Below are 22463 nucleotides of genomic sequence, written 5' to 3' on the forward strand. Positions count from 1 at the left end.
CTCGCGCTTTAAAATGATTGAGAGAGTACGTTTCATTTTGCTATGCCGCGTCTCTATACTCTGGAGCATTTTCGGACATCTCTGAATTGCTCTTTTTTGAAGACCGCAGATTTTTCAATGATTTTGATTGCGCGGCGATTTTCGTCAGCGATGCGATCTTCTAGTGTGTCCGAATTGCCATATCATGAAAAATCCGGCGCAGCTCGGTCGAAACCGGACCAGGCACGCCGGCTCCTATATCATTTCCATCAATATTCACGACCGGCATCACGAGGCTCAACGCGCCGGTAATGAAGGCTTCACGCGCGGCATAGGCCTCCGACAGGCTGAACCGGCGCTCTTTCAGGCGCCATCCACGCGAAGCGATTATATCGATCAGGGTTGTGCGGGTAATGCCGCGAAGGATCGAATGATCCACCGGATGCGTGTGAATCGTGCCCTCTTGATCGACGATCCAGGCATTCGATGCCGCACCTTCGGTGACGAGTCCGTCCTCATCGACGAGCCAGGCCTCTGAGGCACCTTCCTCTTTTGCCGCCTGTTTGGCGAGGACGTTGGGCAACAGGTTGATAGTCTTGATATCGACCCGTTTCCAACGCAAATCAGGCAGGCTGATGACACGGATACCTTTTTGCGCTGTGATTTCGCTTTTTTGGCGATCGACGGATTTGGCGCTGATGAGCAGGCTGGGCCGCACGCCGGGGTTCGGAAAGACATGTTCGCGCGGCGCGACGCCGCGCGTCACTTCGATATAGAGAAAACCGTTCTCGACCTTGTTTCTGACGATGACCTCACGCAAAACGCGGGCGAACGGCGCTTGCCCCATCGGCCAGTCGATCCGCAATTCCGCCAGGGAACGGTCGAGTCTTTCACAATGCCGTACTTCGTCGATGAGAGCACCGCGATGGATCTCAATGACTTCATAGACGCCGTCGCCGAAAAGAAAGCCGCGATCCTCGACGCTGATATTGGCTTCGCTCCGCGAAAGGTAGCGGCCATTGAGATAAAAGATCCGGCTCACACATGCTTTCCTGGAAGAATCAATCTTCGGCCTTGATCGGCCAAGTTGCATGTGATGGCAAGACATCCTTTCCGACAAATCTGATGCAGCTGCGAAATATGCGTCTCCTTACGACCGAAGCAATTGTCCGGGCTCAAAATCCGGTGATCCACCCGAGAAGCGCGCCACTGCCTATTCCCCATAAAGGATTGATTTTCGTGAAACTCGTCACGAGGATCATTGAGCCGGTGATGACTAGGCTCATCGAGCCGTGCCAGGCTTCTCCGGCGAGAATTGCGCCTGTCGCGAAAAGAAGCCCGACGGCGATCGGTGCCAGCGCCTTGCGGAGGATCACAAGCCCGGCATGCTGCGCGTAGCGCGCGAGTACGCGCCCCGCGGCGAATGCCAACAGGGAAGAAGGAAGAAGAAACGCAATCGTCGCCACGATGAAACCGGGGAAACCCGCGATCTGCCAGCCGAGCAGGCTGATGACGATGCAGTTTGGGCCCGGTGTCACCTGCCCCACGGCGATCAGCCGCACGAAAGTGGAAAAATCCAGCAAATGGTGAAGATCGACGAACTGCCGCTGGATTTCCGGCAGCGTGGCGGTCGCACCGCCGATCGCCAGCAGCGATGCCTCGGCGCAGGTTACCGCAATCTGTTTCAGAGCCTCGCTCATGCCTTTCTCCTGGAGAGAAGAACGGTGGCGGCGAGGCTGATGGGAACGAGACAGGCGATGGTCGGCGCGAAGGGAAAGCGGAAATAGCCGATGGCTAAAAAAACGACTGAAGCGATCGGCAGGACATGGGCGTCTGGCCAAATCGATCGCAGGATCTTCGTTGCCGTTCCGATGATCAGCCCTGCCGTTGCGGCTGCCGCTCCCGAAAGGGCGTTGTTGAGCGCAGGCATAGTGGCGAAATGATCATAGAGAGAGGCGACGCCGAGCAGGATGGTGAGAGGCATCGCGAGGAGACCCGTCAGAGCGGCAAGCGCTCCCGTCAAGCCACGGTAGCGATCACCGAGGAGGATCGCCATATTCACCGTATTGGCGCCCGGCAGGACATTGGCGATTCCCAAGAGTTCGGAAAATTCCCGATCCCCCAGCCAATGGCGTTCCTCGACGACGATCCGCCGAACCCAGGCCGCGACACCGCCGAAGCCGAGCAGGCCGATTTTCAGGAAAGCCAGGAAAAGAGCCACGCGAGAAGGGATTTTCGAGGCCTGAGCCGTGGAAGCCATCATGGTATTTTCAACGAAAGATTGGCTGAAAATTATCGAGCCGCGTCAATAAATTCTCACCTAGAGCATTTTCGATTCGGATTGAATCGCTATGCAATTCAAAATCGTTGAAAATGCTCTAACTTTTCCAAGTGGAGCAGTTCGGAAACATCCGAACATGCTCTAGAGCATTTTGCATTGATCTTGAATCGCTTCGCGATTCCATAGCTCTGAAAATGCTCTTGTTCTTTGAGTAGAGCGTTTCTGGATATATCCGAAACGCTCTAATCGATTCTCACTCAATCGATTCTCAAGGATTTCAATTTGCGATGCAGCGCCGAGCGTTCCATCCCGATGAATTCCGCCGTGCGTGAGATATTGCCCCCGAAACGGTTGATCTGGGCGACGAGATATTCGCGTTCGAACATTTCGCGCGCCTCGCGCAGCGGCAGGCTGAGCAGCTTTTCGCCGCCGGATCCATTGGGCATGGCCGGCACCAGCGCACCGATCTCGGCCGGCAGCATGTCAGCGGTGATCGCGACGGTGGGATCGCCCGCCGCAAGAATCATCAGACGTTCCACATTGTTGCGCAATTGCCGGATGTTGCCGGGCCAGTCGTGTGATTGCAAAACGGCCATGGCGTCATCGGCGATAACCCGGCGCGGCATGCCGGTCATCTGCGAAACCTGGTCCATGAAATAGGTGATGAGTTCGGCAATATCCTCGCGGCGTTCGGCCAGGGACGGAATGCGGACGGGTACGACCGCGAGCCGATGAAACAGGTCCTCGCGCAAAGCGCCATCGGTGATCGCCGCAGTGAGATCGCGGGCGCTTGACGAAATGATGCGGACATCGACATGGACCCGCGTCGAACCATTGACGCGCTGGAAGTTCTGATCGACCAGCACGCGCAGGATTTTGCCCTGCGTCTCGCGTGGCATGTCGGCAATTTCGTCGAGATAGAGCGTGCCGCCATGCGCCTCTTCCAGCGCACCAATCTTGCGCCCATGGCCGTCACCGCCTTCGGTGCCGAACAGTTCGATTTCCATCGTCTCGGGGGCGATGGTCGCCGCATTGAGTATGACGAAGGGGCCATTGGCCCGGTTCGATGCCGCATGGATCGACCGTGCCGTCAATTCCTTGCCGGAGCCTGCCGCACCGGTAATGAGGACGCGCGAATTCGATGCTCCGACACGCTCGATGGCCTGACGCAGCTGGTTGATTGCGGTCGATTTGCCGATGATCTTGTTGACCGCGCCACTGCGCGCGCGCAGATCGCTGACTTCCCGTTTCAACCGCGAGGCTTCGAGCGCATGCTGGGCGACGAGCACGAGGCGATCGGCCTTGAACGGCTTTTCAATGAAGTCGTAGGCACCGAATTTGATGGCGGAAACGGCGGTCTCGATATTGCCGTGGCCCGAGATCATGACGACCGGAAGGCTTGGATTCTGCTCCTTGATGATTTGCAGAAGCTGCAGACCGTCGAGTTTGGAACCCTGAAGCCAAATATCGAGGAACAAAAGCCCCGGCTGCCGGGCCTCGATCTGTGCCAGCGCCTCGTCGGAATTTTTCGCAGTCCGCGTCACATATCCTTCGTCCGAGAGGATACCGGAAACGATTTCGCGAATATCCGTTTCGTCGTCTACGATGAGAATGTCGCTGCCCATAATTCCGTATCTGGTTGCGGATTGAACTCAGGATTTTCACGGCGCCGAAATCCGGCCCGGTCTCGGCAGTGGCAAATCCCCTGGACACTTCCGATCGTGCGTCGATTCGTTTTCAAGACAAAACCTAAAATTGTCCTGCCGATCAAGCTTGGCATTTGAAGGCTTTGCTGTCCTTTCGATAATATTCCTGCTTTCGTAAACGCATCGCTCCCTGTTGGAGAGGGCAACAGACTATTCGGTTGTGCCTTTCGGCAGAATCAACCAAGGCTCGAAACAAGAGCGGCGCGCGTCGCCATTTCAGCACCAATCGGTACGATGAGCCTGACGCAGGCACCCGGCCCTTCCGGAGCATCCAGCAATTGCAGCGATCCGCCGTGATCCTCCAGAATTTTGGCGACGATCGGGAGACCCAAGCCGGTTCCCTCGGCGCGTGTCGTCATATAGGGCTCGAGCAGGCGATTCCTGTTCTCGCGCGGGAAACCCTTGCCGTTGTCGATAATCTCGATTTCAGCCCGCTCACGGGTGGCATCATCGGGAAGGGCCTCATCGCGCGTGACCCGCAGTTTGATGAGAATACGTCCAGGCGGTCTCGGCTTCACCGAAGAGGCTTCGGCGCTGGTACCGGGTTCGGCATTTTCTATCGATGCTTCCGCTTCCGCCGCCGCTATGCCTTCAGTCGCGTTCTTTAGGATATTCGTCACCGCCTGTGACAGGAGCCGCCGATCGAAATAGCCCATGACCGGCTCTTCCGGCATGTCCTCGTCGAAAACGATATCGGGATGCGCGACGCGCATGAGGAAGAGAACGCGCCGCAAACAATCGGAGAGATTGTCGGATTCGAGTTTGGCCTTCGGCATGCGCGCGAAGGAGGAAAATTCATCGACCATGCGTTTGATATCATCGACCTGCCGCACGATCGTATCGACACATTGATCGAAGATGTCGCGGTCCTGCGTGATTAAACGCCCGTATTTCCGCTTCAGGCGCTCAGCGGAGAGCTGGATCGGCGTCAGCGGATTTTTGATTTCATGAGCGATACGGCGCGCCACATCTGCCCAGGCGGCTGTGCGTTGCGCGGTCACGAGGTCGGTGATGTCATCGAGGGTGACGACATAGCCCTTGTCGGACCGTGCGGTCGGCTCCGAGGTAATGCTGATGTTGAACAGGCGGTCGCGTCCGCCGCGATCGAGGCTGATCTGGCCCTGCATGAGCCGGAGTGAACTGGCGCGGGCCTCGTTGAGCAGACTGGTGATTTCAGGCAGCACCGTTTCGACCGGCTGGCCGGTCACCGGGGCAAGTTCCTCGGCCCCGGCCGGCATCAGTTTTTCCGCCGAGGCGTTAAGGACCGTCACCTGCCCTTTCGGGCCAACGCCGACGACGGCGACGGGCACGCCGGAAAGAACCGCCTCGGTAAACAGGCGACGCTCGTCGATGAGATTGCTGGCGGCGATCAGCCGGTTCTGCTGCAGGCGTAGTTCGGCGATCATTTTGTTGAAGGTCTCGCCAAGCCGGGCCAGATCGCCTTCGTCGCGATAGACCGCGACCTGAACCGAGAGATTGCCCGAGGCGACCTGATCCGTCGCGGTGATCAGACGGCGGATCGGCGCCACCAATTGATTGGCGAAGGACAGGCCAAGCCAGGTTGCCGCAAGCAGCATGATAAGCGCGATCGAGACGAACATGGCCGCGAAGGCGAGCTGGATGCTGCGCCTGTGACTGTCGAAAGCATCATAGAGGGCGACGAGCTTCGACGCCTCGCGCGGAAAGGCGACACTGAACGGATCGACCGGCCGCGCGACATAGAGAAAGGTATCGGTAAAGGAAGCCACCGGCCGCAAGGCAACGAAAGTCGCGCCTTCGTCGAGGATGAGGCAAAGGGGTTCGTTCTTGCGCGCGTCCGCGAAATCGGAGGGTTCTGGTTTGACGATGGCGGTGCCGACCTTGGCGTGGGTGTCGATCCGCTCGATGACCTCGCCCTTCGAATTCATCAGCGCGGCGGCGGTAAAACCGAGAAAGCGCGCCCGCGAGGCGAAGAAATCCCGAAACAATTCACGATGGTTCTCGAATAATATGGTCTTCGCACGGTCGAGATCGGCCGCGGTCAGCAGAGCTTCCTGCAGGAGTGCCTTGCACTGCCCCTCACGGAACAGGCGTGCGGCGTCGATCGTGTTCAGCACGAAACCGCGCACATCCTGCATGAAAGAGGGGTTGAGGCTGCGCTCCAACGTTACCGAACCGACCCAGGCCATGAGCAAGGCCGGCGCCGCCGCGACGATCGAAAACAGCGTGACGATGCGAAGATGCAGTCCGGCGCCCGCCACCTTGCTGCGCCAGGCGGCGTAAAGCCTGTAGGCCTCGACGAGCACCAGACCGAACAGCAGAAAAATGCTGGCGATATTCGCGATGAACAGACCAAGCACGATATGGTCGCTCACCGCGACAGGCGTATAGCCCGCGAAGATCAGAAAGCTGCTGAGCGCAATGATCAGCGCGAGCAGAACGAAAACAGCGCCTAGAGGCGTCGTCCATCGGCGCTCGCGCTTGGAAAAACCTGGCGGGGCGTGATGCGGGGAAAGAATATCGGACATCAGGCCCCTGCGGCGTCAAACCGGACAGGGAGGATCCTTCCGGTCTCTTCAGCTCAACGTGGCGAGCGCATCAACCTTATATCGAGATCGCGGACTTTTTTGCGCAAGGTATTGCGGTTGAGCCCCAAAAGTTCCGCGGCTTTGATCTGGTTGCCGCGTGTCGCGCTGAGCGCGGCGGAGATCAGCGGATATTCCACTTCACGCAGGATGCGATGGTAGAGACCGGGAGGCGGCAATTGATCCCCGTGGGCCTTGAAGATCTCGGACAGGTGCCGCTCCATCGCCCCGGCGAGCGTGAGATTGCGATCCTGCTCCCGGGTCTTGTTGACTGCATTGGCCGTGGGCAGCGGAGGATTCGGCGAAACGAAAGTGTTCTGATCGGCGGCGAGCTCCGCATCGACCAGCTGTACCGTAATGGTTTCCTGCGGATAGAGCGCTGCGAGACGACGCGTCAGATTTTCCAGTTCGCGAATATTCCCCGGCCAGCGATAGCGCTTCATCCGCTCAAGGGCTTCGGGGTCGATGTGTTTCATCGGAAGCCCCTCGCTGGCAGCAATGGTGAAGAAATGATGCGCGAGATCGCCGATATCCTCGGTGCGTTCGCGCAGCGGCGGCAGGCGCAGTGGAACGACATTCAGCCGGAAGTACAGATCTTCACGGAATTGGCCCAGCTGGATCGAATTGCGTAGATCCTTGTTGGTGGCGGCGATGATCCGCACATTGGTCTTGATCGGCGTGCGACCACCGACGGTCGTATATTCGCTCTGCTGCAGCACGCGCAAAAGCCGCGTCTGCGCTTCCATCGGCATGTCGCCGATCTCGTCCAGAAACAGGGTGCCACCTTCGGCCTGTTCGAACCGGCCTGGCGCACGCTGGTTGGCGCCAGTGAAGGCACCTTTCTCATGGCCGAACAATTCGCTTTCGATCAAGTCGCGCGGGATTGCCGCCATATTGACGGCGACGAACGGTCCCTTCTTGCGCTTGCCGTAATCATGCAGGGCGCGGGCAACGAGCTCCTTGCCGGTTCCGGATTCACCGGTGATCATCACCGTGAGGTCGGTCTGCATGAGGCGGGCAAGCGCGCGATAGATCTCCTGCATGGCCGGGGAGCGCCCGACTAGCGGCATGCCTTCGAGATCCTCGGGCCTTTCCTCCTGAACGCGGTTCTTCGGCCCGCTCATCGCCCGGCCGACGATGGAGACGAGTTCGCGCAGATCGAAAGGCTTCGGCAGATAATCATAGGCGCCGCGCTCGGACGCCTTGATCGCCGTCATGAAGGTGTTCTGCGCGCTCATCACGATGATCGGAAGATCGGGCCTGAGCTTCTTCATCTTCGGCAAAAGCTCGAAGGCGTTCTCATCCGGCATGACAACGTCGGTAATCACGAGATCCCCGTCGCCGGACTGGACCCAGCGCCATAGGGTCGCCGCGGTCCCGGTCGCACGCACTTCATAGCCGGCTCGGGACAATGCCTGACTCAGCACCGTCCGGATCGCCGTATCGTCATCCGCAACGAGGATATTTCCGCTCGCCATGGCATGCTCCTGTTCGGGTCAACTGCGCTGAATTTTTGAGGGCAAAACCGCCCTTATTGTTTTGGATGGGTTTTGTGCAGTCGCTTGCGTGACGCCGAAGCGGCGTCCGACCAGGCTGATGCCTATCCGCGTGAAGTCCCGCGTCCGTCGCGAGGCGCGGACATGGGCATGAGCACCCGGAACGTCGTGCGATGCGGATGCGATTCACATTCGATGATTCCACCATGATCACCGATGATTTTCGCAACCAGTGCAAGTCCAAGGCCAGTTCCGGTCGCCTTGGTGGTGATAAACGGATCAAAAAGATAAGGCAGGACATCTTCCGGTACGCCCGCGCCATTGTCGCGCACACAGAATTCGAGCGGCAGGGACACGGGTGTCTTGGAACCGACCAGCTGCAGCCGGACGCCCGGCCGGAAAGCCGTCGACAATTCGATCTCGCCGTCGAGCCGCTCTTCGCCGATCGCCTCGGCGGCATTCTTCACGAGATTGAGGAGAATCTGCACCAGCTGATCGCGATTGCCGAGCACCGGCGGCAGCGAGGGATCGTAATTTTCGATGAAGCGGATGTGGCGCGCGAAACCCGCTTGCGCCACCTTCTTCACATGGTCGAGAATCGAATGAATGTTGACCGCCTCGCGTTCGATCGGCCGCTGATCGGAAAAGGCGCTCATCCGGTCGACGAGTTTGACGATCCGGTCCGTCTCCTCGCAGATCAATTGTGTAAGGGCACGATCATTGTCGTTGGCGTCGGTCTCAAGGAGTTGCGCCGCGCCGCGAATGCCGGACAGCGGATTTTTGATCTCATGAGCCAGCATGGAAGCCATGGCGGCGACGGAACGCGCGGCGCCGCGATGCGTCAATTGCCGTTCCATCTTATCGGCGATCGAGCGCTCCTGCAGCATGACGACGACGCCCTCGTCGAGATCAGGCAAGGGGGAGACGAAAATATCGACGAGACCCTCGATTTTCGGCAGGCCGAGATCGACCCTGTATTCATTAACCGCCGCGCCACGGCTGCGGACATGCTCAATGAGCCCGAGCAGCGGGGAACCAATCGGCAGAAGTTCCACCAGACGATGCTGCCACAGGGCCGTGCGGCTCATGCCGAAGAAATTTTCTGCCGCGACATTGGCGTCGCAGATGCGCCCGTCCGGCAGCACGGCGATGACCGGATGCGGCAAGGCATTCAAGAGCTTGGTGGATTCAGGTGCGATGTCGATCGGCGGCGCTGACATGGTTTCAGACGGTGCGAAAATGCCGGAATTAGCCCGGAAAATAACGGATGTAGCAGTCATGCAGCCTCCGCCCAAAAAGTGTGATGTGCAAGCGCCAGCAACAGGTTTGTAACCTCTGCGGGACGCTCGCTGGTGACGAGTTGCCGCCTGATATCGGCGGGCGCCCGGCGATAGGTAGCAAAAGCCGAAAGATGCTTGCGGGCATGCCGCAAGCCATGCTCCGTTCCATAGAGCCGAAGCAGGGTTTCGTAATGATCGATGGCGGCCTGCGCCTGTACGAGTGGTTCCGGCTCGGGCCGTAACGCGCCGGAACCAAGAAAATGTGCAATATCGCCAACGAGCCAGGGCCTGCCGACGGCGGCGCGGCCGATCATGACGGCATCGGCACCGGATTGCTCCAGCATGACACGAGCGGCAGTCGTTCCAGTACAATCGCCATTGACGACGACCGGAACGCGCACGGCCTCTTTGACCGCCCGCACGGCGGTCCAATCGGCTTTGCCGCGATAGAATTGGCAGCGGGTGCGTCCATGCACCGTCAGCATGGCGACACCTTCGGCTTCCGCAAGCCGCGCGATTTCAGTGGCGTTGCGCTCGGTTTCGTCCCAGCCGAGACGCATCTTCACGCTGACCGGCACATTGACGGCGCCGACGACGGTGCGGATCAGCATTGCCGCTTGCGCTGCGTGGCGCATCAGATGGGCGCCGGCGAAACCACCCGTCACCTTACGTGCGGGACATCCCATATTGATGTCGATCATCGCCGCGCCGGCTGCTTCCGCGCGTCGCGCCGCTTCTCCCATGGTAACGGGATCGCAGCCGGCGATCTGCACGACAGAATTTGCAATGCCCGCGCATTCCGCCTTCAGGCCGTTGTCGGCGCAGCCCTTCGCATATTCATCGCTTGAGACCATTTCGGACACGACGAGACCGGCACCGAAATGCCGGGCGAGCCGGCGCATGCCGAGATCGGTCACGCCCGCCATTGGCGCGAGAAAAGCCCTGCCCTCGATCCGCAAAGGACCGACCGACAGCGTCCCCGGCAGTAGCGGTTGAGCGTTGCTTGTCGTGCTCATGATATCAGCAATGGTCTTCATGCCCATATTATAGTCAAATCTTGCGCTGCGGCAATGTCGATTATGCTTATTTCTTTGTCAATGGCCGAGAGGAGCGTTTACCGGCATCAAGACGCATCGAAATGATTTTACGAAGATCCCCCAGAAGACTCGAGTCTTTCCAAAATCTTCGTAGCAAAGCTGTCGCAAAAGCCCAAAGACAGTTTCGATGTTTCGCAACTGTCACTCTTAAAAAATGAAAAATTTTTTCATGCTCTATGATCGCGCAGCCATCCGCATCCGATCGGGGGTTCCGGATGTGATCGGATGAGGCCGCCTCGCCTCGGTGCGCGTCGATTTCGGGGCTTAACGCCATGCCTTGGATTTTTTGCTTGAAACCTCGGCCTTTCCCGTTCTTGGTCTCGGCAATTCCTTCCCTCTTGGACATTCAACAGGTCTCATGCAGCAAAATCACGATGTGGCCATTCTGGTCGTGGCGGCCGGACGTGGGGTGCGCGCCGGAGGCGGCGACCTGCCGAAGCAATATCGCCCGCTTGCGGGCCGCAGCGTGCTGGCGCATACGCTGGAAGGCTTGGCGGAGGGCCTGCCCGCAGCGCGGATTTTGCCCGTCATCCATCGAGATGACGAAACGCTGTTCGCCACGACACGTGCTGAATTGTCCGATGCTGCATTGCGTCAACTTGCCGCGCCGGTTTTTGGCGGTGCAACGCGCCAGGAAAGCGTGCGGTCGGGTCTCGAGGCCTTGGCCGGGGCTGGTGATGCTCCGGAAATCGTGTTGATCCATGATGCCGCGCGGCCCTTTTGTTCCCCTGCCCTGATCATGCGCGCTGTCCAGGCGGCCAGAGACAAGTTGGCGGCGATCCCCGGTATTTTGCTGACCGATACGGTCAAGCAGATCGATCTTGGCGGCCCGGATGATTCCCTGATTGTCGCGACGCCGGCGCGTCAAAGCCTGCGTGCCGTGCAGACGCCGCAGGCCTTCCGTTTCAACCTGATTCTCGCCGGGCATCGTCAGGCGGCGGAGAATGGCGCCACCGATTTGACGGATGATGCCGCCATCATCGAATGGATGGGCGGCAAGGTGCATATTTTCGAGGGGGATCGAAACAATATGAAGATCACGACGCCTGACGATTTCGCCACGGCCGAAAGCCGCCTGCTATCGGATCTGCCTGATATTCGCACAGGACAGGGTTATGACGTCCATGCGCTCGGCGAAGGCGATCACGTCTGGCTCGGCGGTGTCAAAATCGCGCATGATCGCGGGCTGATCGGCCATTCGGATGCCGATGTTCTCTCCCATGCGATTACCGATGCTCTGTTCGGTGCGCTCGCCGAAGGCGATATCGGCAGCCATTTTCCCCCCTCGGACCCGCAATGGAAGGGTGCCGATTCGTCGATTTTTCTGCGCGTGGCCGCGCAGCGTGTGCGCGAACGCGGCGGCATGATCGCCCATATCGATGCCACTGTCGTTTGTGAACGGCCCAAGGTCGGGCCGCATCGTGACGCGATCCGCACGCGGCTTGCCGAAATCACCGGCTGTTCGCTCGACCGTATTGCCGTGAAGGCGACGACCTCGGAAAAACTCGGCTTCACCGGCCGTGAGGAAGGCATAGCAGCACTGGCGCTGGCGACCGTGCGGCTGCCCTTGTGAGCATCGCGCGTGAATAGTGCGCGTGGCTATTGAATGTGGATATCGACCCTGTGTTCTCGAGAAGCAGGAAAGAACACAGTGAGATCAAAAGGATGCCATCGCAAGGTCAATTGACCGCATCGTCTTCCGCTTCAAGAAACGAGGACACTCCACCTTTGGCAAATTTCCTCCAGGATCAGGTGACTCTCGTCGTTTTCGATGTCGATGGAACGCTCATCGATTCCATGGCGATCGGGGCTGAATGCTATATTGGCGCGTTTAACGACCATCTTCCCGGTGCCCGCGCCCGCGCGGATTGGGAAAATTACCGGCATGTGACGGATTCAGGCGTCGCGATCGAACTCTACCAGCGCCATTTCGGCCGCATGCCTACGACACAGGAACTTCGCTCCTTTCAGGACCTGTATGTGGAGCGGCTGAAAACACGGCTCGCGCCGCCAGCGGATAGCCTCACGGAAATCTCTGGAGCGGCACAGCTTCTTGCCGATTTGCGCAGAGATTCGCGCTTCGCGGTTGCCATTGCCACAGGTGCCTGGAAGGTCCCCATTCACCTGCGGCTTGCCGCTGCAGGCATTGACATCGGCAACTTCCCCTTTGCCTCTGCCGACGACGCCATCGAACGCCAGACGATCTTTGCGCTGGCGGCCGAGCGGGCTGGCGGGGTTTTTCGGCGGATTGTGCTGGTCGGGGACGGGATATGGGATGTCGCGACGGCCAAGTCGCTTGGCTGGTGCTTCGTCGGCATTGGAACGGGACCACAAGCGGCATCGCTGCGCGAAGCCGGGGCGATGCAGGTCGTCGAAAATTATCTCAACCTGACGAAGGTCGTCTCCTTGCTGGAAACCGCCGCTCCGCCACAGGAATGAAACCATGAGTTCTGCTTTTTCCGAAAGCCTGCTGCGCCGCGCCGAGGCATTGCTTGCACTTTACCGTGGGAAGGGCCTCATGCTCGCGACGGCGGAATCCTGTACCGGAGGCCTCGTCGCCGGATTGCTGACGGAAATCGCCGGCTCCTCCGATGTCGTGGAGCGCGGTTTCGTCACTTATTCGAACGAAGCCAAGATCGATTGCCTCGGGGTTCCAGAGGCGACAATCATCGGTTTTGGTGCTGTGAGCTCTGAAACCGCGCGCGCCATGGCGAAAGGCGCACTTGCCCATTCGCGCGCCGATGTCGCAGTCGCAATCACGGGCATTGCGGGACCCGGCGGTGGCAGTGCGGCAAAGCCGGTGGGTCTCGTCCACTTCGGCTGTGCCCGAAAGGAGCGCCCTTTGGTGCATAGGGTCAGGCGTTTCGGCGCGATCGGGCGGGATCAGGTGCGCGCCGCGGCCATCCATGTGGCGCTCGACCTGTTGTTTGAGGCTGCCGAAGATTGAAAAGCGCCTGCCCCTCTGCTCTGTAATGATTCCACGCCGGACAATGCGGCGTTTTCCTCACTCTCCGGGGTTTCTGTAAATTCCTAATCGAATGAAATAAAAGATCATTACGCCATAATTATAGTTAATATAAATCAGAATTTCGTAGTTTAGAATATTTATAATCCATTGCCATTGCAGTTTCTTGAATCAATATTCAGGAATGACCTTGTTCTCTGGTCAAGAAGACTGAGATGACAAAGATGTAACTTTGCTCATCGCCTCTCCTATTTTATTCAATAGATATCTCTGAACAGGCGAATCTATCGATTATTACCTGACACCGGAGCAATTTCTGTCTTTTCTCATCGGCCCATCACCATGCTCCCCAAGGTTTTGTCCATAAGGTTCCGTCCATGACACCAGGTGCTCTCCTTGCCATAGCGATGGCGGCTGTCTGTTTTTATCTCGGCGCGATGCGGCAGCAATGGCTGGAAAGCCCCTGGCCCCTGAAGGCAAGCCTGATCGGAACGGTCTTTTTTCTGATGATCGCCTGGAACCTGATTCACGCGTCCCTGCATGCTGGAACCGCGACCTTCGTCACCCTCAGCTTTTTCATGCTGGCCTGCCTGATCCTTCCCTGCGCTGTCTTTCTTCTCAAGGTGCCGGCGACGGCTGCGAAACAGGAAACCGGCCAAAAGCCGATCAGAAACTCCTCCCCAAAAGTAATCTCCCAAAAGAAATCCCAATGAGTGATCTCGAAAGTGATTATCGTCAGGACTGGATTGGCAAGACGAGCGCCGGTGTCCTTTTAGGGTTCGGTCTTGCGATTACGCTTGCGGGTTTCATCGCCTGGGTCGGGCCGCAGGGCCCCGACGCGATCAACAAATATCAATTCGTTCTCTGGATCGTTCCGCCGATCTGGCTCGGCACGGCCGCGGCTTGTTACTTCTTCAGCAGCGGCCTCAAGGCATGGCTCTGGCTCGGCAGCGCCAACCTGCTCGCTTACGGCATGATGGTGCTCGCACGGTCCCTCTTCCATTGATCCAGGGTGCTTGTCATGCGCAGTGAAATTCTCCGCACCTATCGAAAAGTGCATACATGGACCGGCATCATTGCGGGCTTATTCCTGTTTATCGCCTTTTATGGCGGGGCCATTACTGTCTTCCGCGATCCACTGACCCGTTGGGTCGATGCGCCTAATACCGCGGCTTCGACAGATTTCGATCGTGCTGGCGATCTCATCGCCAAGACTCTTGCTGCGCATCCCGAAGCCGCGCGTGAATTTTCGCTGCTGGTTTCCGAGAAAAGAGATGGGTCCGTCGAACCCGCCCGTGACGTCCAGCTTAGCTGGCAGAAGTCGCGGCGGGACGGTGCGCCATTCTCCGCGAGCCTCGATGCCGAAGGCGCCTTGAAAGTCGCGCAGATCCATCCCTCCGGGCTCTTTCCTTTTATCGATATCATCCATCGCACCGGCGGCTTGCCGTTCAATCGCGATATCGGCGAATGGATCATGGGTGTTGTCAGCGGCCTCTATTTCCTGGCTGTATTCGCCGGCGTGATCATCATCCTGCCCGCACTCGCACGCGAGATCTTCGCTTTACGCATCGGCCCCAATGTGAAGCGTATGTGGATGGATGTGCATAATCTCATCGGTCTGTTGAGTCTGCCCTTCCATATCGTGATCGCCCTGACAGCTTTCGTTTTCTGCCTGCATGACCTCATGCTTCCGGCTCTCGACAAAGTGGTTTTCGAGGGACGCTTGCCGGCGCTCATCAAGGCCGGCAATCCCGGTTCCCGGCCGCCCGCCGCAAATTCGCCTCCCGCGACCATGCTGCCACCGCAGGTGCTTCTTGAGAAGGTTGCGGCGCTTGCTCCAGATTTCCAGCCCACGCGCATGCAATATCGCGCCTTCGGTACGCAGACGGCGACACTCACTATCACGGGGTTCGATCCTCGCCACATGATGCGGCTTCATGGATCGGTCGTCGTGAGCCCGGTGACAGGTGATATCGTGAATGCGGAATATCTACCAGGCCATGGCGGCACCTGGGCCACCATCACATCCGCCTTTTTCGCCTTACATTTCGCCTCCTATGGCGGCACGCCGATCCATTTCAGCTATCTGCTTCTGGGGCTTGCCGGCGCGGTCCTGTTCTATTCCGGCAATCTCCTGTGGATCGAGAGCCGCAGACGCAGCGAGCGCAAGAACGGCAGCGATGTCACCCAGACGCGGGCGACACGGATCATGGCCGCCATCACGGTCGGTGTCAGCCTTGGCTGCATCGCCGGGATTTCCTCCGCCATTGTCATCGGCAAGTGGGTGAGCGGCCGGGTGATCGACCCTGATCTCTGGCACATGACCGCCTATTATGCAGTTTTTGCCGGCTGCGTGCTCTTCGCCCTGAAGCGGGGCGCAGCACGCGCCAGTGTTGAGCTTCTCCATTTCGCGGCGGTCGTCACGGCGGCGATTCCTGTAACCTGTTTCCTGGCGATGATCTTCCCCGCCCTGAAAATGGAAGCTGATCCGCAGATCAATCAAGCGGTCTTCATCGTCGGTCTGGTTGCCGCTCTGGTGCTTTTCCGTCTGGCGGGTCTCACCCAGCGGCGTGTCGAAGAGGGACCCGCAGATTCCATCTGGTCGCTCGCATCCTCACCAGAATTTCAAGTGCAGCGACGGGAAAGGCGCTTTCCAGCTCTGTCTTTGCCCTCTATTAAACTGCGGCAGCGCTGATCCTACTTATCCCGCCTATCCCGCTCTTGCGCGGGGCGGGCGCAATCTGGCCATTCTTCGATGGCTATCGGACAGGGCGCAATTCTTCCAATTGGTCCCTTTCCCGCCATGTCCGCGTCCCTGCGTCTGATCGGTGTCGTCGCCCTCACCTTTCTCGGCTTTTTCGCTGTGGGTCTGCCGCTTGCCGTGCTGCCGGCCTATATCGATCACGATCTTGGCCTCGGCGCTTTCTGGGCGGGCGTGGCGATGAGCGCGCAATATGTGGTAACGATCATCAGCCGGCCGCGTATCGGCCAATTGACCGATCGGTTCGGACCAAAACCCGCCGTTCTCTATGGTTTTGCAGGCTATGTCGTCGCGGGCCTTCTCACAATGGCCTCGGTTCCAGCCGCCTCCATGCCTTTGCTCAGTTTTCTGCTGCTTCTCGGCTCACGGCTCGCGCTTGGGCTCGGCGAAAGCTGCGTCGGCAATGGCGCCATCTTCTGGGCCATGACGCTTCTGGGGCCGAAAGAGACGGTCCGCATCATTGCCTGGAACGGCATTGCGACAAATGCCGCTTTGGCATCGAGCGCGCCGGTTGGCGCCGTGATCGCCGCAGACCACGGTCTCGGCGCCATTGGCGCGGCAACGGTCGCGGTCGCTTTCCTTGGGCTTTTGCTGGCGGGGCTGCGGCCTGGCGTCCAATCCCCGGTTTCCGGAGAGCCAGGCGGCACACCCGCGGAAGTTTTTCGAATCGTCGCGCCCTATGGGCTCACGTTGGCGCTGGCCGGCACCGGCTTCGGCGTCATCATTTCCTTCATCGCGCTTTATTTCGAAAGCCGTCATTGGCCGAATGCCGCCTTTGCCCTGACGACATTCGGACTCTCCTTCATGAGTCTGCGCCCCTTCCTCGCCCGCGCGGTCGAGCGTTTTGGCGGCGTGACTGTTGCCCGCACCGCCCTTCTCGTCGAACTCGCCGGAATGGCGCTGCTGATTGCGGCCCCTACCCCCATCCTTGCGATGATCGGCACTGCTTTGACGGGTTTTGGCTATTCCGCGATCTTTCCTTCGCTCGGCGGCGATGCGATCGGCCGGGCGCCGCCCGCCAATCGGGCGGTCGCGCTCGCGCTTTATTCCGTCTTTCAGGATGTTTCGCTCGGTGCTGTGGGTCCCATCGCTGGCATGCTCATCACCCGCTATGGCTATGGCGCGCCTTTCTGGTTCGCCTTGGCGGCGATCATCTCAAGCATTCTGATCAGCCTCAGGCTGAAACCCTTCGCTCCAAGGCCGCAGCTTCAATCGCTTTCAAGCGAACGATAGATTTCTTCCTCCTGGGCGAAGTGCAGTCTTGTGATCGCCTCCAGCCCGTAAAGCAGACGCTGAATCTCCGCACGCTGCGCCTCGCTTGGCCCATCGGCAGGGAGCGCCTTGCAGAGCGAGGTCAAATTATGAACCTGACGCCGGATCTCCATATGCACCCGGCTCATGCCGGCGAGAGCATCCGGCATGGATGTCTGTCGGCGGATCTTCGCATAGACTTCCTTATCGTCGCGCTGTTCATGCGGAAGCAGTTGCTCGTGCAGCAGAAGATCGAGTTTCGAGAGGTGTTTGCGAATATCCGCTTGCGGCAATTGCTGGAGATGATCAGCAGTCATGCGGATCTCATCGATGACGCTTGCTAGAGCATGATGTTCAGCCTCGAGCCCAAGCAAGGTTTCGGTGCTTAATCCCGCCTGTCGGCTGCCCGGCCAGATCGGCCGCCCGAGCGCGCGCAACGCATTGAGGATGACGGCGACGTCGATGATCTCCTGCAGCAATGCCCCTTCGACAGGCGCGAGATAGCCGAAGGCTGCAGCCACCATCGCGGCGATCGAGAGGCCCATGCCGGCGTAGACGCTTTGCAGAGCGATATTGCGAGAACGGCGCGCAATATGGATCGCGCTGACCAGCCGATCCAGCCGATCCACGAGAATGACGACATCCGCCGCTTCCGATGAAGCCGCGGCGCCCCGTGCGCCCATGGCGACCCCGATATCCGCCGCCGCAAGTGCCGGCGCATCATTGACACCGTCCCCCGCCATCAGGACCGGGCCGTAGGAGCGCTCTCGCGCTACAATATCCGTCTTGTCGGATGGCTTCATTTCGCTCGCGACATCGTCGACATCGAGGAAGGCAGCGACGCTGGCCGCCTGATCCACGCGGTCTCCGGTCGCGAGGACGATGCGTGCGACGCCGGCACCATGCAGATTGCGCAAGACCGTGCCGACTTCCGGCCTAACCTGATCCGCCAGCAGCAAGGCTCCGGCGATTGTGCCATTAATCGCCACCACGATGGCGGCCGTTCCATCTCGCTGGATCCAGGTCTTGATTTCCTGTGCGAAGGGCGTTTCGGCGGCATGGGCCTGCGCATAGGCGAAGCCGCCGACGGTAAGCCTGTGCCCATCGACCTGTCCGGAAATGCCGGAACCCGGCTGCTCCTTGACATCGACCGGCGTGTGGAGCGAAAGACCGCGATCGCGCGCGGCGCTGACGAGCGCCCGTGCCATTACATGCGGAGAGCTCTGGTCCAGCGATGCGGCCAGACGCAATAATTCAAGCGGATCGCGCCCGCTTTCCGATTTGATCTCGACGAGGCTGGCACGGCCGTCGGTAATCGTGCCGGTCTTGTCGAAAATGACGGTCTTGATGTTGGTAAGCCGTTCCAGCGCCCCGCCGCCCTTGACGAGAATGCCTTTCTTCGCACAGCGCGACACACCGGAAATGATCGCGACGGGAACGGCAAGCAGCAATGGACAGGGCGTGGCGACGACGAGAACCGCAAGGGCTCTGATGGGATCCCGGCTGAGCCCATAGGCAATTCCAGCGATCGCAAGCGTCGCGAAAAGAAAGACCAGCGCATAGCGGTCGGCGAGGCGCGCCATCGGCGCCTTGGCGGCCCCGGCGGCTTCAACCAGACGGATGATCCCTGCATAGGTGCTCTCGGCGGCCGTGCTCGTGGCCTGCAGGTCAAAAGGATCGCCGGCATTCGTGCTCCCGCTCATCACCGGGGCACCGGCCAAGCGGCGCACCGGCAGCGCCTCGCCGGTCAAAGCGGATTCATCGAGCACGGCCACGCCGTTTTCGATGACTCCATCCACCGGCACGACCTCGCCGCAGCGTACCAGAATGCGATCTCCGGGCAGCAAATCCGCCAGGGCAACTTCCTGCAAAGCGCCATCGGCATAGCGCGCCGCGCTTTTCGGGACGCGGCTCAGCAGCGCCGTCATTTCACGCCGAGCCCTGTTTTGCGCGAAATCTTCCAGCGCCCGCCCGCTTGAAAACATCAAAGCGATGATGATCCCGGCAAGCGATTCCCCGAGAACGAGCGCTCCACCCATGGCCAGCGCGGCAATGAGATCGAGCCCCGCCTCCAGTCTGAGCAGACCGGCGACGATGTCGACGAGCAGGATGGCCAGCACAAGCGCCGTGCCGCCGTTCCAGAGCCAGGCAGCGCCCTTCGGCTGCCCGATGAGCCAGAGGATCCCGCCGGCGATCAGCAGGCAAGCCATCAGCGGAAGGAGCAGTCGTCTCACGATGGATCCGAGCTCGTTGAGCATGTTTCGGGAATGTTCGGTTGGCAAGGGATGATTCCTTCCGACAAGCCAGAGCGGTAACGTCGCATGGCGTCGTCCGATGACACTATCATCACGAACAGATCGAACAGATTTGCGACAGGACTTGTCAGGTGAAAACGTCTGATCTACATTCATTTCAATATCTATTGAGATATCGAAATGAATGAAAGACAGGCGCTCGATATTTTTGCCGCGCTTTCGCAGGAAACCCGATTGCGGATCGTCCGCCTGCTGATAAATGCGGGACCGGATGGTCTGGCTGCGGGGTCGATCGGTGAAGCGATGGAGGCAGCCTCCTCACGCCTTTCGTTTCATTTGAGCCATCTCGAGACCGCTGGCCTCGTCCAGTCCCGCCGCGAAGGCCGTTCCATCATTTACAGCGCCGTCTATCCGACCCTTTCGGACCTCATTGAATTTCTTCTGCGTGACTGCTGCCAGGGCCATCCGGAAATCTGCACCCCGGCGCTGGCGGCGCTCTCTCCCTGCTGCGAAAAGCCGAAAGGCCCTGCCAATGCCTGATCCTGTCGCCTTCGATGTCATCATTTACCACAATCAGGATTGCGGTACGTCCCGCAATACGATGGGCCTTATCCGCAACGCCGGTGTCGAGCCGCATGTGATCGAATATCTCAAAACACCACCCTCGAGACTCATGCTGCAGCAGCTTGCGACGCGATCAGGCGCTGGTCTGCGCGGCCTTTTGCGCGCCAAGGAAAGCCTCTGCGGCGAACTCGGCCTCGACAAGGAGGGTGTGAGCGAAGAGCAGCTCCTCGATGCCATGCTGGCGCATCCGATCCTCATCAACCGGCCCATTGTCGTCAGCCCCAAAGGTGTGAAACTTTGCCGGCCGTCCGAAATGGTGGTCGATCTCCTGCCTCCGCAGCTCGGGGAATTCTTCAAGGAAGATGGTGAACGTGTCGTCGATGAACGCGGCCGTCGCGTCGCCTCCGCATAATCGACGGGGATCAGCCGATGTCATTCTTCGAACGGACCCTCACACTCTGGGTCGCTTTGTGCATTGTTGCCGGTATCATGCTCGGCCGTCTGATGCCGGATGTCTTCCAGGCGATTGGCGGCGTGGAGATCGCCAATGTCAATCTGCCGGTCGCGGTGCTGATCTGGCTCATGATCATCCCCATGCTGCTCAAGATCGATTTCGCGGCGCTGCATCAGGTGGGCCGGCATTGGCGCGGCATTGGTGTAACCCTTCTGATCAATTGGGCCGTGAAACCATTCTCGATGGCGGCCCTGGCGTTCTTCTTCATCGGCCATCTGTTCCGTCCCTGGCTGCCAGCCGACCAGATCGACAGCTATATCGCCGGTCTCATTCTCCTTGCAGCCGCACCCTGCACCGCCATGGTGTTCGTCTGGTCCAATCTGACGAAAGGCGAGCCACATTTCACTCTGAGCCAGGTGGCGCTCAACGATGTCATCATGATCGTCGCCTTCGCGCCCATCGTCGGTTTCCTGCTCGGTCTCTCCGCCATCACGGTGCCGTGGGACACGCTCTTTCTTTCCGTCGCGCTTTATATCGTCATTCCCGTCATTACGGCGCAATGGCTACGCCGCAGACTGCTCGCTTCGGGTGGCGAGGCTGCTCTGAACCTTTTGCTGCAAACACTCGGGCCACTCTCGCTTTCAGCCCTTCTCGTTACCTTGGTTCTGCTTTTCGGTTTTCAGGGCGAGCAGATCGTCAAACAGCCGCTGGTGATTGCGCTCCTTGCCGTACCGATCCTGATACAGGTCTATTTCAATGCGGCTTTGGCCTATTTGCTGAACCGGCTTGCTGGCGAGCAGCATTGCGTCGCGGCGCCTTCGGCGCTGATCGGCGCATCGAACTTTTTCGAGCTGGCGGTCGCTGCCGCAATCAGCCTGTTCGGATTTCAATCTGGTGCGGCACTCGCCACCGTCGTCGGCGTGTTGATCGAAGTGCCTGTCATGTTGTCGATCGTCTGGATCGTGAATCGGTCACGTGCCTGGTATGAGCGCGGCAGCGCTGCCAAAACGATTGCGGAGGCTCATCAGTGATGGTGCCGGATCTCCCAAACATCGATGCAACCAGTTTGCAGATCCCTGCTTTCGAAGGTCTGCGCCCGGCACAGGTCTCCAGCCATCCGCCGCGCATCCTCCTGCTCTATGGATCGCTGCGGGAGAGATCCTACAGCCGTCTCCTCACCCTTGAGGCGGAGCGTTTGCTGCGTCATTTCGGGGCGGAGACCAGAGTGTTCGATCCGCAAGGTCTTCCCCTGCCCGACGGCGCCGCGGCCGACCATCCAAAGGTTCAGGAATTGCGCGACCTTTCGCTCTGGTCCGAAGGGCAGGTTTGGACCAGTCCGGAACGCCATGGCGCCATGAGCGCCGTGCTGAAAGCGCAGATCGACTGGATTCCGTTGGCAGTCGGCTCGATCCGGCCGACACAGGGGCGCACGCTCGCCCTCATGCAGGTTTCCGGCGGGTCGCAATCCTTCAATGCGGTCAATCAGATGCGGATTCTCGGCCGCTGGATGCGGATGCTGACGATCCCCAACCAATCCTCGGTCGCCAAGGCCTATCAGGAATTCGACGAGCCAGGACGGATGAAACCCTCGCCCTATTACGATCGCGTTGTCGATGTGATGGAGGAATTGGTCAAATTCACCCTGCTCACACGCGATGTTTCACCCTATTTGACCGACCGCTATAGCGAACGCAAAGAGGCGGCGGCAAAGCTCGAGGAACGGGTTTCCCTCGGAACCATCCTCTCGGAATGAGCATCTCGTTAGAGCATTTTGTCTTTACGTTAGATCGCTAAGCGATTCCATTTACCT

The 22463-nt window shown here is 59.3% G+C and carries 21 protein-coding genes; 11 read left to right on the forward strand and 10 right to left on the reverse strand.

Annotation, left to right across the window (positions count from 1 at the left end; genetic code table 11):
• Positions 1-160: 160 nt before the first annotated feature.
• The 9 genes from DL88_RS09010 to DL88_RS20665 all read right to left on the reverse strand — a co-directional run bounded on the left by DL88_RS09010 (position 161) and on the right by DL88_RS20665 (position 10749).
• Entirely contained in the window at positions 161-1021 is an 861-nt protein-coding gene (locus tag DL88_RS09010) for a D-amino-acid transaminase (protein ID WP_034994923.1), read from the reverse strand.
• 133 nt (positions 1022-1154) lie between these two features.
• Entirely contained in the window at positions 1155-1679 is a 525-nt protein-coding gene (locus tag DL88_RS09015) for a chromate transporter (protein ID WP_034994925.1), read from the reverse strand.
• On the reverse strand, positions 1676-2242 hold the full coding sequence (locus DL88_RS09020; RefSeq protein ID WP_051955781.1) for a chromate transporter: 567 nt from the start codon (positions 2240-2242) through the stop codon (positions 1676-1678). Before DL88_RS09020 ends, DL88_RS09015 begins: the two co-directional genes overlap by 4 nt.
• 275 nt (positions 2243-2517) lie before the next feature.
• Positions 2518-3885, reverse strand: a complete 1368-nt coding sequence (gene ntrX / locus DL88_RS09025; RefSeq protein ID WP_034994928.1) for a nitrogen assimilation response regulator NtrX — start codon at positions 3883-3885, stop codon at positions 2518-2520.
• 257 nt (positions 3886-4142) lie between these two features.
• Positions 4143-6473, reverse strand: coding sequence for a sensor histidine kinase NtrY-like (locus DL88_RS09030; RefSeq protein WP_034994930.1), 2331 nt, complete (start codon positions 6471-6473; stop codon positions 4143-4145).
• Positions 6474-6526: 53 nt separating this feature from the next.
• Entirely contained in the window at positions 6527-8008 is a 1482-nt protein-coding gene (gene ntrC, locus DL88_RS09035) for a nitrogen regulation protein NR(I) (protein WP_034994933.1), read from the reverse strand.
• Positions 8009-8130: 122 nt separating this feature from the next.
• The gene (locus DL88_RS09040; protein WP_051955782.1) at positions 8131-9246 is read right to left on the reverse strand and encodes a two-component system sensor histidine kinase NtrB; all 1116 of its coding nucleotides are present in this window, start codon (positions 9244-9246) and stop codon (positions 8131-8133) included.
• Between the two features lie 56 nt (positions 9247-9302).
• Positions 9303-10322 (reverse strand): tRNA dihydrouridine synthase DusB, encoded by a 1020-nt coding sequence (dusB, locus tag DL88_RS09045; RefSeq protein WP_034995111.1) that lies wholly within the window; start codon positions 10320-10322, stop codon positions 9303-9305.
• 67 nt (positions 10323-10389) lie between these two features.
• Positions 10390-10749, reverse strand: coding sequence for a hypothetical protein (locus tag DL88_RS20665; RefSeq protein WP_210165291.1), 360 nt, complete (start codon positions 10747-10749; stop codon positions 10390-10392).
• A gap of 12 nt (positions 10750-10761) precedes the next feature.
• Here DL88_RS20665 and DL88_RS09050 point away from each other — a divergent pair, with 12 nt between their 5' ends.
• From DL88_RS09050 to DL88_RS09080, 7 genes are all read left to right on the forward strand, one after another.
• Positions 10762-11976 (forward strand): bifunctional 2-C-methyl-D-erythritol 4-phosphate cytidylyltransferase/2-C-methyl-D-erythritol 2,4-cyclodiphosphate synthase, encoded by a 1215-nt coding sequence (locus DL88_RS09050; RefSeq protein ID WP_034995114.1) that lies wholly within the window; start codon positions 10762-10764, stop codon positions 11974-11976.
• A gap of 155 nt (positions 11977-12131) precedes the next feature.
• A complete protein-coding gene (locus tag DL88_RS09055; protein ID WP_034994939.1) occupies positions 12132-12842 on the forward strand; it encodes an HAD family hydrolase in 711 nt (236 codons plus the stop codon).
• Positions 12843-12846: 4 nt separating this feature from the next.
• A complete protein-coding gene (locus tag DL88_RS09060) occupies positions 12847-13350 on the forward strand; it encodes a CinA family protein (RefSeq protein WP_034994941.1) in 504 nt (167 codons plus the stop codon).
• Positions 13351-13745: 395 nt separating this feature from the next.
• On the forward strand, positions 13746-14081 hold the full coding sequence (locus DL88_RS09065) for a hypothetical protein (RefSeq protein ID WP_156971016.1): 336 nt from the start codon (positions 13746-13748) through the stop codon (positions 14079-14081).
• The gene (locus tag DL88_RS09070) at positions 14078-14374 is read left to right on the forward strand and encodes a hypothetical protein (RefSeq protein WP_034994945.1); all 297 of its coding nucleotides are present in this window, start codon (positions 14078-14080) and stop codon (positions 14372-14374) included. The genes DL88_RS09065 and DL88_RS09070 overlap by 4 nt, the downstream gene beginning before the upstream one ends.
• Positions 14375-14389: 15 nt before the next feature.
• The gene (locus tag DL88_RS09075; protein WP_084705075.1) at positions 14390-16063 is read left to right on the forward strand and encodes a PepSY-associated TM helix domain-containing protein; all 1674 of its coding nucleotides are present in this window, start codon (positions 14390-14392) and stop codon (positions 16061-16063) included.
• 60 nt (positions 16064-16123) lie between these two features.
• Positions 16124-17362, forward strand: a complete 1239-nt coding sequence (locus DL88_RS09080) for an MFS transporter (protein WP_051955783.1) — start codon at positions 16124-16126, stop codon at positions 17360-17362.
• On the opposite strand, the gene DL88_RS09085 is transcribed toward DL88_RS09080, so the two are convergent.
• On the reverse strand, positions 17338-19638 hold the full coding sequence (locus DL88_RS09085; protein ID WP_156971020.1) for a heavy metal translocating P-type ATPase: 2301 nt from the start codon (positions 19636-19638) through the stop codon (positions 17338-17340). The two genes, DL88_RS09080 and DL88_RS09085, sit on opposite strands and share 25 nt — an antisense overlap.
• 177 nt (positions 19639-19815) lie before the next feature.
• On the opposite strand from DL88_RS09085, the gene DL88_RS09090 reads away from it, so the two are divergent.
• The 4 genes from DL88_RS09090 to arsH are packed head-to-tail and all read left to right on the forward strand — an operon-like array spanning position 19816 to position 22406.
• A complete protein-coding gene (locus DL88_RS09090; RefSeq protein WP_034994948.1) occupies positions 19816-20175 on the forward strand; it encodes an ArsR/SmtB family transcription factor in 360 nt (119 codons plus the stop codon).
• Positions 20168-20611 (forward strand): arsenate reductase (glutaredoxin), encoded by a 444-nt coding sequence (gene arsC, locus DL88_RS09095; RefSeq protein ID WP_034994950.1) that lies wholly within the window; start codon positions 20168-20170, stop codon positions 20609-20611. Before DL88_RS09090 ends, arsC begins: the two co-directional genes overlap by 8 nt.
• 17 nt (positions 20612-20628) lie before the next feature.
• Positions 20629-21684 carry an ACR3 family arsenite efflux transporter gene (arsB, locus tag DL88_RS09100; protein WP_034994953.1) on the forward strand — a complete coding sequence of 352 codons (1056 nt, stop codon included), beginning with the start codon at positions 20629-20631 and terminating at the stop codon, positions 21682-21684.
• Complete coding sequence (gene arsH / locus DL88_RS09105) at positions 21684-22406, forward strand: arsenical resistance protein ArsH (protein WP_034994955.1); 723 nt, start codon at positions 21684-21686, stop codon at positions 22404-22406. The genes arsB and arsH overlap by 1 nt, the downstream gene beginning before the upstream one ends.
• Positions 22407-22463 lie beyond the last annotated feature (57 nt).

The sequence above is a fragment of the Beijerinckia mobilis genome, assembly GCF_000745425.1.
Lineage (GTDB): Bacteria > Pseudomonadota > Alphaproteobacteria > Rhizobiales > Beijerinckiaceae > Beijerinckia > Beijerinckia mobilis.